General features: G+C 65.2%; 13 protein-coding genes. 9 read left to right on the top strand and 4 right to left on the bottom strand.

Annotation, left to right across the window (positions count from 1 at the left end):
* Positions 1–98: 98 nt before the first annotated feature.
* From NGM06_RS07635 to NGM06_RS07625, 4 genes are all read left to right on the top strand, one after another.
* Entirely contained in the window at positions 99–275 is a 177-nt protein-coding gene (locus NGM06_RS07635; RefSeq protein WP_254269696.1) for an HVO_0416 family zinc finger protein, read from the top strand.
* 375 nt (positions 276–650) lie between these two features.
* On the top strand, positions 651–812 hold the full coding sequence (locus NGM06_RS24455; protein WP_438267632.1) for a DUF7563 family protein: 162 nt from the start codon (positions 651–653) through the stop codon (positions 810–812).
* Between the two features lie 122 nt (positions 813–934).
* Positions 935–2,761 carry a UvrD-helicase domain-containing protein gene (locus NGM06_RS07630; RefSeq protein ID WP_254269695.1) on the top strand — a complete coding sequence of 609 codons (1,827 nt, stop codon included), beginning with the start codon at positions 935–937 and terminating at the stop codon, positions 2,759–2,761.
* A gap of 305 nt (positions 2,762–3,066) precedes the next feature.
* Complete coding sequence (locus NGM06_RS07625) at positions 3,067–6,354, top strand: methyl-accepting chemotaxis protein (protein WP_254269694.1); 3,288 nt, start codon at positions 3,067–3,069, stop codon at positions 6,352–6,354.
* A 136-nt stretch (positions 6,355–6,490) separates the two neighbouring features.
* On the opposite strand, the gene NGM06_RS07620 is transcribed toward NGM06_RS07625, so the two are convergent.
* Positions 6,491–6,631, bottom strand: coding sequence for a hypothetical protein (locus NGM06_RS07620; protein ID WP_254269693.1), 141 nt, complete (start codon positions 6,629–6,631; stop codon positions 6,491–6,493).
* Positions 6,632–6,698: 67 nt separating this feature from the next.
* Positions 6,699–6,944 carry a DUF7533 family protein gene (locus NGM06_RS07615; RefSeq protein WP_254269692.1) on the bottom strand — a complete coding sequence of 82 codons (246 nt, stop codon included), beginning with the start codon at positions 6,942–6,944 and terminating at the stop codon, positions 6,699–6,701.
* 162 nt (positions 6,945–7,106) lie between these two features.
* Here NGM06_RS07615 and NGM06_RS07610 point away from each other — a divergent pair, with 162 nt between their 5' ends.
* A complete protein-coding gene (locus tag NGM06_RS07610; protein ID WP_254269691.1) occupies positions 7,107–7,751 on the top strand; it encodes a riboflavin synthase in 645 nt (214 codons plus the stop codon).
* A 131-nt stretch (positions 7,752–7,882) separates the two neighbouring features.
* Here the strand turns inward: NGM06_RS07610 and NGM06_RS07605 are convergent, their stop codons facing one another.
* On the bottom strand, positions 7,883–9,037 hold the full coding sequence (locus tag NGM06_RS07605; RefSeq protein ID WP_254269690.1) for a PrsW family intramembrane metalloprotease: 1,155 nt from the start codon (positions 9,035–9,037) through the stop codon (positions 7,883–7,885).
* Positions 9,038–9,170: 133 nt separating this feature from the next.
* On the opposite strand from NGM06_RS07605, the gene NGM06_RS07600 reads away from it, so the two are divergent.
* From NGM06_RS07600 to NGM06_RS07590, 3 genes are all read left to right on the top strand, one after another.
* The gene (locus NGM06_RS07600) at positions 9,171–9,359 is read left to right on the top strand and encodes a hypothetical protein (protein WP_254269689.1); all 189 of its coding nucleotides are present in this window, start codon (positions 9,171–9,173) and stop codon (positions 9,357–9,359) included.
* A 79-nt stretch (positions 9,360–9,438) separates the two neighbouring features.
* The gene (locus NGM06_RS07595) at positions 9,439–9,813 is read left to right on the top strand and encodes a DUF7532 family protein (protein WP_254269688.1); all 375 of its coding nucleotides are present in this window, start codon (positions 9,439–9,441) and stop codon (positions 9,811–9,813) included.
* Complete coding sequence (locus tag NGM06_RS07590) at positions 9,810–11,258, top strand: ribonuclease FAU-1 family protein (RefSeq protein WP_254269687.1); 1,449 nt, start codon at positions 9,810–9,812, stop codon at positions 11,256–11,258. The genes NGM06_RS07595 and NGM06_RS07590 overlap by 4 nt, the downstream gene beginning before the upstream one ends.
* 11 nt (positions 11,259–11,269) lie before the next feature.
* Here the strand turns inward: NGM06_RS07590 and NGM06_RS07585 are convergent, their stop codons facing one another.
* Positions 11,270–11,626 (bottom strand): cell division protein SepF, encoded by a 357-nt coding sequence (locus NGM06_RS07585; RefSeq protein WP_163522563.1) that lies wholly within the window; start codon positions 11,624–11,626, stop codon positions 11,270–11,272.
* Between the two features lie 150 nt (positions 11,627–11,776).
* On the opposite strand from NGM06_RS07585, the gene NGM06_RS07580 reads away from it, so the two are divergent.
* A complete protein-coding gene (locus NGM06_RS07580) occupies positions 11,777–13,510 on the top strand; it encodes a S8 family serine peptidase (RefSeq protein WP_254269686.1) in 1,734 nt (577 codons plus the stop codon).
* Positions 13,511–13,516: the final 6 nt, after the last annotated feature.

The raw sequence follows: 13,516 nt of genomic DNA, 5'->3' as shown, positions 1-13,516 counted from the left end.
AGGTCACCCCACACGAGAAATCAGACCTTTCGATAGCTCTATAATCCGGCTGTTACACCAACACGGTTATATGGGTGGTGTGCATTAGCATACCATGTATGGCGACCGCACCGACCGGCGACGACGACGTTTTCGACGAATTCCTGTCCGAGCGTGGCCACGAAACCGAGACAGTCGGCTGGCAGGAGGACTACAACAAGAAACAGTGCCCGGAGTGCGGCGGACTTCACGATACGTCCGCGAACGAGTGTTCGGTATGCGGCTGGCGACCGTAGTTTCGGTCGCCCCGTCTCGCTGCCGTCCAGCGCATCGGTCCCAGACTGTGTACTCATTTTTCGACGCCTGACGCGTCCGAGACGGTTGTCGTCGATTTCTCCCCGGGCGTGATACTGCGTGCCAAGTCCGAATCTCGACGCTCGTCCGCGCGTGGCGGTTCGCAGTACGGCGACGATATCTGGGCATCGACTCCGCGCGGTCCGCCGTCGCGGTCCTGAGGACTCGGAACACATCCGGGAACACCACCGGAATCTTATTGTTTCGTCGCCGATACTCGTCTTCACGGCCTAACGGTGCAGTAATCGCCGGATACCGTCGCTCACGACAGTGTCGATAGAAATATAGTGTAAGATTTCCGTAGTGGCACAAGAGAAATGCCTGAGTGTCAGAACTGCGGTTCGTTCGTGACGGACGCCTACGCGCGAGTGTTCACACCTCGCGAGGTAGACGACCCGCGAGTGTGCCCGGAATGCGAAGACAAGATTCGAGACGGGAGCGAAGTGCGCGAGGCACGGTCGCCGCGGAACACCTCGTAACGCCGTCGAGAGATCGTTTTCTCCGTCAGTAACGAATCTGCGCGAAGTCGCGCGACCGCCGACGCTGACCGCCACTCCGATTCACATCGTTTTATGAGTGATGGGGCCATGTGATTGGTGTAATGAGCCAAGACACGGAAGAACGTGTTACCCGACTCTTCGGTGGACCGGGGAGCGGGAAGACTACAGAGTTGCTCGACCGAGTCGAGGGATTACTCGACAAGGAGGGCGTCACGGTCAACGATATTCTGCTAGTCTCGTACACTCGTGCGGCCGCCAACGAGGTCCGCGAGCGTCTCGCCGAGCGACGCGACCTCAACCCCCGCTCGCTGCAGGGGTCGATCTGTACGATGCACGCGAAGGCCTACGAACTGCTCGACCTCTCGCGGAACGACGTCGTCGGCGAGTCCGACAAGAAGGAGTTCTGTGAGGAGTTCGGCATCGAGTTCGAGGACGAGTACAGCGGCGCGGGCCGCCGGACCGCTCGTTCGACCACGCTCGGCAACAAGATAATCGCCACGAGCCAGTGGCTCCAGCGGACCAGTCGCGACGTGGCCGACTGGTACGACGTTCCCTTCCAGTGGAACGACGAGGAGGTTCGCCTCCCCCCGGAGATAGACGAGAACTCCCAAGAGGGCAACAAGTACACGCCGACGTGGCCGAGCGACGACGACCGACTCGACGTGCCCGAGGCCATCCGCGGATGGCGCAACTACAAGGGCGAGAACGACCTCGTCGGGTTCGCCGACATGCTCGAACGCGTGCGCCAGCGGTCGCTCCTCCCGAACGTGGACTACCTCGTCATCGACGAATTTCAGGACATCACCAGCCTCCAGTACGACGTGTACGAGGAGTGGAAGCCCCACATGGAGCAGGTCCTCATCGCGGGCGACGACGACCAGGTCGTCTACGCGTGGCAGGGTGCCGACCCCAAACTCCTCCTCGAAGAGGAGGGCAACGACGTGATTCTCGACACGTCCCACCGACTCCCGTCCGAGATTCTGCGCGTCGTCCAACAGGAGGTCCGCCACATCGAAGAGCGCCAAGAGAAGAACCTCTCGCCGCGCAAGGAGGGCGGGTCGGTCGAACAGGTCGATAGCCCGTCGATGCTCGAACTCGTCCGGAACGTCCGGTACACCGTGCAGGAACACGACGGCACGCTGATGATTCTGTTCCGGGCGCGGTACCAGATGTTCCGGTTCATCGACGAGTTCATCGACGAGGGCATCCCGTTCAAGTGCCTGACCGACCAGCGGATGTGGACCGACCGCCTCCAGCAGTACGTCGACGCCGTCGAGAAGGTGGACGACGACGAACCCATCACGGCGCTCCAAGCGCGCCGATTCGCAGACATGCTTCAGGACTCGGCGTTCGGCACCAACGAGCGCGACGAACTGTTCGACGCCATCGACGAGCGAAAGGAGGAGGCCGACACCGACGACCTCGCCGAAATCGAGGTCGAACCCGACTTCGTGACCGACTTCGCGCCGTTCATGCCCGGTCCGGCCTCGGCCGCCGACATGGTCCGGAAGGTCACGAGTTTCCAGAAGAACTCGATGCGGGCCTACTTCCAAGGCGACTATCAGGACATGGACGCCGACCGCGTGCGCCTCGGCACCATCCACTCCGCGAAGGGTCGCGAGGCCGACCACGTGTTCGTCGGCACCGACCTGACCGAGAAGGTGGTCGAGCAGATGGCCGCCACGGTGGGCGGCGAAGTCGACGGCGAGGAGTTCACCGCCACGACCGACCCGGTCCCGATTCTGACCGACAACGAGCGCCGGGTGTTCTACGTCGGAATGTCGCGTGCGCGCGAGCGTCTCGTCATCATGGAGAACCTCGTCAGCGGCGCGCCGACGCTCCCCATCGACGTGTTGCTCTACAACGAACGCAACGAGAAGGACATCGAAGACGCGCTGGCGGAAGTCTCGGAAGCGACGCCTCAGTGAGTCGGTCGCCGGTCGCGACCGTCGCTATTTCTGAAGCGGTGACGATTCGAGTCGAACGACGGTACGCCGATAGTCGCCTCATATACACGTATTAAATCGGTGAGGTGGGAAAAGAGAATTAACTCTCGGATTATCACAGCTAAAAATCCGGTGGCAACGTTTAAATAAACGGTTTTTGGTGATACTGCCATGGCAACGTTCAGTACGACACATGTTGACAAAAATTGCGGTCGGAGCGGTCCGCCCACCGGTCGGTCGAACCGTCGCGCCGAGGGTGTCGAACCGCGCCGGACGGAGGAGCAACGATGAAGATACGGACGAAACTCATCGTGCTGTTGCTCGTCATCTCGCTCGTCCCGGTTTCGGTGGTGGGTGTGGCCGGACTCCAGAACATGCAGGATATCGGGTCGTACGCGCAGGAACAGAGTTCGAAGCACCTCGAACAGCAGATAACGAAGGACCTCAACAGCACCGTCGAGGCGAGGACCGAGGAGTTCGGGAACCTGCTCGACGTGCGGCGAGTGGACGCCCGCTCGCTGGCGGAGTCTACCTCGGTGCAGAACTACGAGGCGGCGAGCGCGGGTGAGATGGAACTCATCCAGCGACAGAGTCAGAAGCAAGTCGGGTACACCGCGCTCCAGATGCACAGCACCATCGAGACCACGAAGCAGACGATTCTCGACGAGGAGTACGGCGGCCGGAGTTGGGAGGACCTCTCGTCGGCCGAGCAGCGACAGGTCGAGAACCAAGTCGAGACCAGAATCGTGGGCACGACCGGGAGCGGGATTCGTCCGAGCGGCACGCTCTCGGAGATGTTCCAGCCGGGGTACATCGGCGACACGGGATACGCGTACGTGACCGACCTCGATTCGAACATCGTCGCCCATCACAGTCTCGAAGACGGGTACAACCTCAGGAACGACGCCTCGCTGACCGTCTTCGACGATATCCGGACGAACGTCGAGTCGAACCCGGCCGTCCGAAACGGGTCGGAGTGGGGCGTCGTCGAGTACGAGTGGGAGGACACCACCCAGAAGGGCAACCCGAAGGAACGCAAGTTCATCGCCTACACCTACCACGAGGACTTCGACTGGGTGCTCGCGCCCAGCGTCTACTACTACGAACTCCAGACCGCCGCCGTGCAGAACGCGCGTGACGGAATCAACGAGTCGTTCCGGAGTTACCTCAACACCAGAACCGTCTCGGTCGGCGACGAGTCGGTGCGGGCCTACGACGAGATTATCATGACCGACGAGGAGGGGCAGGGCGTCCTCCGAGCGCACAGCAGCGGGGGCGAGGTCACGACCGAGTCGGTCGCCGGTACCTCGTACGCCGACACCGCTTGGTTCGACAAGACGAAGTCCTTGGAGAAAGGGGAGGTCCACTTCGGCGACGTGCGGTCGGTCGGCGGCAAGCAGGTGGCGTACATCACGACGCCGGTCTACCACGACGGCGAGTTCGCGGGCACCGTCGCGCTCAGGTTCAACTACAGCATCCTCACCGCGATGACGAACCACGTCACGGTCGGCGAAACCGGTCACCTGACCATCGTGAACGAAGAGGGTCGGGTGCTGAGCCACCCCGACCAATCGGTGATCGAATCGAACGCGAACATCGCCGAGGAGTCCTACGGAGGGTCGTTGGCCACGCTGGCCGACGAGCGAATACTGGCGGGCCAGACGGGACTCAGCACGTACACCAAGACCGAGAACGGCAACGAGAGCCGCTACTACGTGTCGTACGCCCCGCTCCAGTTCGGCGATAAGCAGTTCGCGCTACTCGGCACGGTGCCCGAGAGCGACGTGAAGGCACCGGCCGCCGCGCTGGGTCAGGACCTGAGCGACCGGACGACCTCCGCTCGGAACTTCATCCTCCTGCTCATCGCGGGTCTCATCGTGGCCGTCGTGGGACTGGGCTACAAGGCGGCGGAGTACTTCTCGACGCCCATCGAGCAGATTCGGGACCGAGCGACCGCGCTCGCGGAAGGCCGCTTCGACGAGGAGACCGACATCGACGCGTCCGACGACGAAATCGGGGAACTCGTGGAGGCGTTCGACGAGATGCAGGGGAACCTCCGAACGCAGGTCGCGGAACTGCAGGCCGTCAGCGAGAACCTCGGCGAAGGGACGCTCGACCAAGAGGTCGACACCGACCTCCCCGGCGAGTACGGCGCGATAATGACCGACATCGACGAGGGAATCGAGAAGCTACAGGTCGGGTTCGACGAGATTCGCCGGACCAGCCAACAGATACGGGAGGGTCGCCTCGACCAGACGGTCGATACCGACCTCCCCGGCGAGTACGGCGCGGTCCTCGCGGACCTCGAAACCGGCGTCGAACAACTCGGGGCGAGTTTCGACCGGATTCAGGACGCCAGCGAGCAGTTGCGCGAGGGAACGCTCGACCAAGACGTGGACGCGGAACTGCCGGGCCAGTACGGCGAGGTGATGGCCGACTTGGACGCCGGACTGACCGAGATCGAGAGCAGTCTGGCCGAGGTCAAGGAGTTCGCCGACCGCTTCGCACGCGTGAGCGACGAGACCGCGACGAGCGCCCAGCAGATAGAGGCCGCGAGTCAGGAGACCGCCGAATCGGTCGAGGAGATCGCGTTCGGTGCGGAACAGCAGACCGAACAGCTACAGGCCGCGGCGAGCGAGATGAACGACCTGTCGGCCACCATCGAGGAGGTCGCCTCGTCGGCCGACGGCGTGGTCGAGACCGCCAACGAGGCGGTGGACCTCGCCGACCAAGGCCGCGAGCACGCCGCCGACGCGACCGCGGAGATTTCGGCCATCGAGTCGGAGGCCGACACCGCCGTCGAACAGGTCGAGAGTCTGGAGACCCAGATAGAGGAGATAAACGACATCGTCCAGTTGATAACCGACATCGCCGAGCAGACCAACCTGCTCGCGCTCAACGCCTCCATCGAGGCCGCACGTGCGGGCGAGGCCGGAGAAGGGTTCGCGGTCGTGGCGGACGAGATAAAGACGCTGGCGAACGAGGCCGGTGACGCGACCGAGGAGGTCGAGAGCCTCATCGACGAGATTCAGTCGCACACCGACGAGACGGTCGGCGACATGCGCTCGATGCAACAGCGCGTCGAGACCGGGTCCGCGACCATCGCCGACGCCATCGAGATGTTCGACGACATCGCCGGAGCGATACAGGAGGCCGAACACGGCGTCGAGGAGATTTCCGACGCCGCCGAGGACCAAGCGGTCTCCACCGAGGAAGTGGTGGCGATGGTGGACGAGGTCTCCAGCGTGAGCCAACAGACCGCCGCCGAGGCGAGTTCCGTCTCGTCTGCGACCCAAGAGCAGACCGCGGCCATCAACGACGTGTCGCGGAACGTCGAGACGGTCTCGGACTCCGCCGACTCGCTCAAGGAACTCGTGGACGAGTTCGACGTGGACGAAGACGCCGCCTCGACCGACCGGCAGTTCGGTGCGGAGTCGGAGTTCGGCGCGGAGTCGGAATCTGACGACGAATCGGAGTTCGAGGAGGACTCGGAGTTCGACGACGAATCGGAGTTCCAGTCGAAACCGACCGTCGCCGACGGCGGTGACAGAGAGGCGACCGACTCCGACACGTAGTCGGCGGGTCGTCAATCCTCGCCGCCGCGGGAGACGGGGGAGTGCAGCGCAACGGTCAACCCGGACGACACCGGGTGCGAAGCAGTTCTCGACGTGTTCGTTCTCTATAGTTCTCGATGCTGTCCGGGACTCAGTGCTACTTGGGGTGGTACTCGTTCAGGCACTCGCGCGAGCAGAACCGGTGCTGTAGGATGGGGTCGGACCCCGACTGGTGGTGGTGGAGTTCGAAGTGTTCGGTCGTCCGGTCTATCTTGTCACCGCAGTGGAAACAGACCATGGCATAAATTAGCGCGCTCGTACGTATAAGCCTGTAGACCGCGAACGTCCGCCGTCGGTCCGCTGGGTCACTCCTCGTCGTCGGGCGTCTTGGCCACTTTGCCGATGGTCTTCTCGGCCACCGCGCCCGGAACGTCCGTTGGCGTCGTCAGGTACTCTTCTAGGACGACCATCAGGACCGCCACGGCGACGAACCCGCCGCCGAGCAGCGTTCGACCGTTCGCGAGGAACTGGACGCCGAGCAGACCGACGGGGAGCGCGAACACGAGCGTCGCCGCGAGTTGAAGCGTGCCGAGGATGCCCGGTTTACTCATCACCCGGTGGTTCCGGCCCGGCCGTCAAAAATCCCGCGGGCGCGGTTCGACGGGTCCGGAGTCGAGTCCGAAGGGTCGGAGTCCGCGACAGGGACCATCGTCGTTCGCTCTGGACTGCAGACTCCGGAACGTTTTTCATCCGACCGGCCCCACAAATCTGGTATGTTTACCGGAATCGTTGAGGAGGCGGGCGAGGTGCGCGACGTGACCGTGACCGACGAGGGCCGACGCCTCCGCATCGCGGGCGAGGACGTGACCGGGGACCTCGAACGCGGCCAGAGCATCAGCGTCAGCGGCGTCTGCCTGACGGTCGAGGAGTTCGAGCAGGACTGGTTCGAGGTGTTCCTCGCCAGCGAGACGGTGGACAAGACGTACCTCGGCGATATCGAGGTCGGCGACCCGGTGAACCTCGAACGCGCGATGCCCGCCGACGGCCGGTTCGACGGCCACGTCGTACAGGGTCACGTCGATACCACCGCGAAAGTCACGGAGGTGCGCGAGGTCGGAGAGGACTGGGAGTACGAGTTCGCCATCCCCGAGGGCTTCGGCAAGTACGTCGTGGACAAGGGGTCGGTCGCCGTGGACGGCATCAGCCTCACCGTGGCCGAGCGCGGGGAGGACACCTTCTCGGTCGCCATCATCCCGGAGACCCGCGCCGTGACCAACCTCTCGGAGAAGGAACCGGGCGACGCGGTCCACCTCGAAGTGGACGTTATCGCGAAGTACGCCGAGCGACTGCTGGACGACGCGGGGTTCGAGGTCGAGAACGCGAAGACAGAAGGCGTTCTCGACGCGCCCGAACAGTGACCGCTGGCGAGTAGTCGCCTCGCGCCACGACGTAGCGCGCCGAGTGTGAGTGGGTCGAACGCAGTTGTGTGTCGAACGAGTCTCGTTTCGGAAGCGGAGAACAGACGCCGATTCGCCCCGTCTTCGCCCGACTACTCGGAGTCGTCGTCGGAGTATCGTCGCTCGGTGGGTCGGCTCTCGGCGTACTCGTCGTCGCTGCGGTCACGGTCGGCGCGCCGACGTTCTGCAGTCTCCTCGGAGGTCTCGAAGTCGCCGACTCCGTCGGCCGACTCCTCGAAGTCGGCGCGGTCGCGTTCGACGCCGTCCTCGAAGGAGACGCTCGTCCCCATGTCGATTTGCCGGTAGGCGTTCCGGTAGCGCGCGAGTTTCCGGTAGAGCAGGTAGCCGAAGACGCCGTCGTACACCACGATGAAGCCGATGAACGCGAGTCCGGGTGCGACGCCGATTCCCAAGAGGTCGAGTATCGGTTCGAGGTACGTGACCAGCGTGTTGTAGGTCGCGTGGATGAACGCGGCGATGAGCAGGCCCTTGACCACGATGGGACCGGCGTTCTCGCGGTTGAACTTGGCGAGTCCGAGGTAGTAGCCCGCGAACGCCGAGTAGATGACGTGACCCGGCCCGGCCAGCAGGCGAACCGCGGCGGTCTGGCCCGCCGACGCTATCTGCTGTTGACCGATGGTGCTCACGTCGGTGATGCTCTGGGTGATGTAGATGGCGTTCTCGATGGTGGCGAAGCCGAGTCCCGCCATCGCGCCGTACACCGCGCCGTCGACGACCGCGTCGAACCGGTCGCTCCGGAAGGCGTAGAGTCGGATGGCCAACCACTTCACGAACTCCTCGACCGGCGCGACGACCAGATAGAAGAACAGCGCCATGCCGACGACCGGGACGAGGGTGACGACGCCCGCGAGCGTGTTGATGATGGCCGCGAACCCGGCGAACAGCACGCCCAGTAAGAACGTGGCGACCAGTAAGGAGAGCGGTTCGGAGGTCGTCACGTCGGCGTACCAGATGTAGGCCGCGAGTCCGAACGCCGGGACGACCGACATGAGGACGAACGCGCCGATTATCGGGTCCCTGACGGACGCCAGTCCGGTCAGCACGAACTGGGCGGCGAGGATGGCCAGCGCGAGCAGAACGACGACGATACGACCGAGGCGGCGACCCCAGCGGTGGACGCCGCCTGCTATCCTGTCGAGCGAACTCCGGGACTCCCACGTGGCGACGTCGTAGAGGTCCGCGGAGTCGGTCGCACCTTCTTCTATCGGGTCGCGTTCATCTTCCATCGCGGGAGGCTACGAATTCCAGAACCAATTATCTGGCTCCCGATTCACCTTTGACGCCTTAATTGTGATTATACACCATTAAGACTGGCAGGGGAACGCTTAACACCCTGAACCGACCAGAGAGTTCAACAAGATGACGTACCGAAGTGAGAGCCGAGGAATCCTGTACACAGCACCGCCGAGCGCCGACGACAACGACGCGACAGACGAGACGGCCCAAGCCGAGGACCCGACCGAGGAGGAACGCGAGATGCCCGAACTCGAAGGGACGAGCGCGACGACCGACGCCAACTGGACCGGCACCGTGCCCGCCGACGACTGAGACCGGACGACTGCGACCGACACCGTCTCTTCTCGCCCGAATCGCTACACCGAAGGGACCGCCGCCCGACCGTTCTCGTATGAGCCTCGACCCCCGCGTGCGCCGGGCGCTCCGCGACGCCGGCGTCTCCGAGGAGACGCTTCGAGAGGCGGCCGACGCCGCGACGGCGGACGCCGAACGCACGGCCGAACAGTTGGAGTCGTTCTTCGAGGACCGCGAGGTCGTCTACTCCGACATGGACCTGACCCACAGCACCGACGAGTACCCCGAACACGCGGTCGAGTACGCCGACCTGTTCACGCACAGCGAGGACGTTCGCGGGTGGCTTCGGTTCGACTCGTGGGGCGTCTACGTCGAGGGCGGCCGAGTGCTGAGCGACGAGGTGGTCGAGTTGACCCTCGGTCCGACGGTTCACGAGCGAGTCCGGTTCGCCACCGCCCGCGAGGAGCTATGAGCAACGTCCGGATTCGCGGTATCTACACCACCGCGCTGACCGAACGCCTCCGCGAGGCGTTCGACGTCGTGCAGGCCTCCCCGCCCATCCGGCGGCGCTTCGACGCGACGTTCTCCGGCGAGGAGTACGACGCCAGCGTCGAGACCACCGACGACCGGCAGGGCGTGGGGATCGTCGGCGACCCCGAGGCGGTCGAGGCGGTCACAGACGACCTCGCCGACCTCGGCATCGACACGTTCCGGTGGTCGGACCCGACCCCGCGCGGGGCCGTCTTCGACGCCGTCGTCACCGACACCCTCGGCGGCGGCGCTGTCGTGGACCTCGGCGACCGCGAGGGCTACCTCTCGTTCGGGGCGACCGACCGCCGAATCGACGAGGGCGACCGCGTCCGGGTGCAAGTCCGCGACCCCGTCGCGCCGTGGGCCGACCGCCGACCCGACCTCGACACCGAGATACAGGCGTTCGGCGGCGTCGTCAGCCTCTCGAAGGGCGTCGACAAGGTGGTCGCCCGAGGCGACGACGCGACCCGGACCGAACTCGCGCGGACGACCGAGATGCTCTCGACCGAGGTGCCCGACGACTGGGGCATCCGCTGGGAGTACGCCGCCGAGGACGCGGGTCTGACCGCGATGGACGACGCCCTCGGGAAAGCGGTCTCTCGGGCCGAGGCCATCGACGCCGCGCTCGCGGACGCCCCCGACTCGCCGGAGGACGCCGACAGGGGCGACCTCCCGCGGCGACTCGCCGCGCCCGAGGCGACGGAGTGGCTCTGGTTCGGCCGGGAGTCCCGGTTCGCCGTGGACGCCGAGCGCCGGGCCGTCACGACCACCATGCCGGGCCACCACCGGGTGAAGGCCGCCCACGACTCGGCCAGTACCGCCGTCGATTTCGTGGAGGACCTCTGGGCGGACGTGGGCGCGGCGAGCGGCGACGCGGACGACGAGTTTCCCGTGGGCGCGACGCTCCGACAGTTCGGTCCCGCGGAGGGCGACCGACTCGAAATCCGCCACGGCAAGCCCGACGGCCGGTGCTTCTCGCTCGGCCGGGGCGAGGTCACCGAGTTCGAACCCGCTGAGGGGAAGGCCACGGTCCGGCGCGAGATGTCCGGCCGCGGAACCTACGACGCGTTGGGGACGCCCCGCGAAGCGGGCGACGTGGCGGTCACCAAGTTCCGCGAGGGTCGGTGGTGGTACCCCACGGTCTACCGGGGCGAGGACGGCGAGAAGAAAGGAACGTACGTCAACGTCTGCACCCCGGTCGAACTGTTCCCCGACGCCGCGCGCTACGTGGACCTCCACGTGGACGTGGTGAAGTCACCCGAGGGCGCGGTCGAGCGCGTGGACGACGACGAACTCGACGCGGCCGTCGAAGTCGGACACGTCTCGGCGGAACTGGCCGAGAAGGCGCGGAGCGTGGCGAGTAGCGTAGAGCGGGCGTTGCAGTAGAAGCAGGGGCGTCAGCGCGTGAGTTTCTCCCGACTGACCTTCACGCCGGTCGGGGTGACGAGAATCTGGTCGTCGCCCTTCTGGACGATGTCGCCGTCCACCTCGCGGGCGACCTGCTGGAGTTCGTTGGTGATGCGTTCGACCGTGGTGTCCTCGGTTCGGAGACGCGTGATGTCGGCGACGACGAGGTCGCCGTCGTAGATAGCGTCCTTGATGGCGATTACGTCCTGCTGGCCCTGTATCTCGGCGATGTGGACCTGCATCGCGGCGTCGCTCGACGCCGTGTCGAAATCGTCGAGGTTGAGTTCCACGTAGTCCTCGGCGGTGTGTGCGTCGCGGTCGCCGAGAATTTTGCTCATGAAGCCCATAGGGGAATGGGCCGAGCGAGACCGTATAGTTCTTACGTCAGACGGAGTCGGTCGTGTCTCGATTCCCGACAGGTAAAATAATCTACTGGACATATAATATTATTCGTATTATGGAAACACTTAACATAGAACCACGTATGTTTCCTGAAGATGCTAGATAATCACAACGGACTTTCGAGGCGCAACGTCCTGAAGGTAGCGGGGAGTTCGGTCGCGGCGGCGGGGACGGCGGATCTCGGGACCGCGAGCGGGCAGGTCGAGGTCAACGTCGGGTTCGCCTCCGAGCGCGGCCGCCAGATGGCGCTCGCCGAGGCCGACGAGACGGTCCGGGAGTTCAGTTCCATCGACGCGCTGACGCTCCGCATGCCCCAGCAGGCGGCGAAAGCGCTCGAATCGAATCCCAACGTCCGCTACGTCGAGCGGAACGGTCGGATGCACGCGCTGGCCCAGACCTTGCCGTGGGGCATCGACCGCGTGGACGCCGACGTGGCCCACTCCAACGGCGACACCGGTAACGGTGCGGACATCGCCATCCTCGACACGGGCATCGACTCCGACCACCCCGACCTGCAGGACAACCTCGGCACCGGCGAGGCGTTCGTCACGTGCAACGGCTGTAACCAGTCGTGGGACGACGACAACGACCACGGTACCCACTGCGCGGGCATCGCCGACGCGGTCGACAACACCGAGGGCGTCGTCGGCGTCTCGACCGAGGCCACGCTCCACGCCGTGAAGGTGCTGGACTCCGGCGGCGGCGGGACGTACTCGGACATCGCGGCGGGCGTCGAGTACGTCGCCGACCAAGGCTGGGACGTCGCCAGCCTGAGTCTCGGGGGAAGTTCCGGGTCGTCCACGCTCCACGACGCGGTGCAGTACGCCCAGAGGAACGGCGTGCTGGTGGTCGCGGCGGCGGGCAACTCCGGTCCGTGTTCGGACTGCGTCGGCTACCCCGCGGCCTACTCCGAAGTAATCGCGGTCGGGTCCACCGACAGCGACGACAGCCTGTCGAGTTTCTCCTCGACCGGTCCGGAGGTCGAAATCGCGGCACCCGGCGGGGGCATCTACTCGACGATTCCCGGCGGCTACGACACCTTCTCGGGCACCTCGATGGCCTGTCCGCACGTCGCGGGCGCGGCCGGTCAGTTGATGGCCGACGGCGCGTCCAACTCCGAGGCGCGCGACACGCTGACGAGTACGGCCGAGGATATCGGTCTCGCGTCGAACGAGTCCGGGTCGGGCCTGCTCGACGTGGAAGCCGCGCTCGGCGGCGGCGGGAGCGACCCGAGCGTCGCTGTATCGACGGGGAGCGCCTCGAACGTCGGGACGTCGTCGGCCACGCTGAGCGGCGACCTGACGGACCTCGGCGGCGCGTCCTCGGCCGACGTGTACTTCGAGTACGGCGAGAGCGGCACGTCGCTCGACAGCACGACGAGTACCCAGACCCTCTCGGCGACCGGGAGCTTCAGCGCGGACGTGTCCGGTCTCAGCGGCGGTACGGACTACGACTTCCGCGCGGTCGCGAACGCCAGCGACGGCGACACCGACACCGGGAGCGGCGTCACGTTCACCACGGGCAGTTCGGGCGGGGACAGCGGCCCGGCTATCGACTCGCTCGGCATCAACAACCGGAGCAACGGCGGGTGGGCGCGCTTCGAGGTCAGTTGGAGCGTCTCGGACGCCGACGGCGACCTCGCCGCTGTCGACCTCACGCTGACCCAGTCTTCGACGGTCGATTCGTCGAGTACGTCGGTCAGCGGTTCCAGCGCGTCCGGGTCGGACCGACTGCAGGAGAAGAAGGGCAGCGGTTCCTACGACGTGACCGTCACCGTCACGGACTCGCAGGGCAACACCGCCAGTCGGACCGAGACCGTCTCGGCCTGAACGGCG

The organism is Halorussus aquaticus, assembly GCF_024218795.1.
GTDB lineage: Archaea > Halobacteriota > Halobacteria > Halobacteriales > Haladaptataceae > Halorussus > Halorussus aquaticus.
The sequence above is the reverse complement of the archived record's forward strand: the minus strand, read 5'-3'. Positions and strand labels throughout refer to the sequence as shown.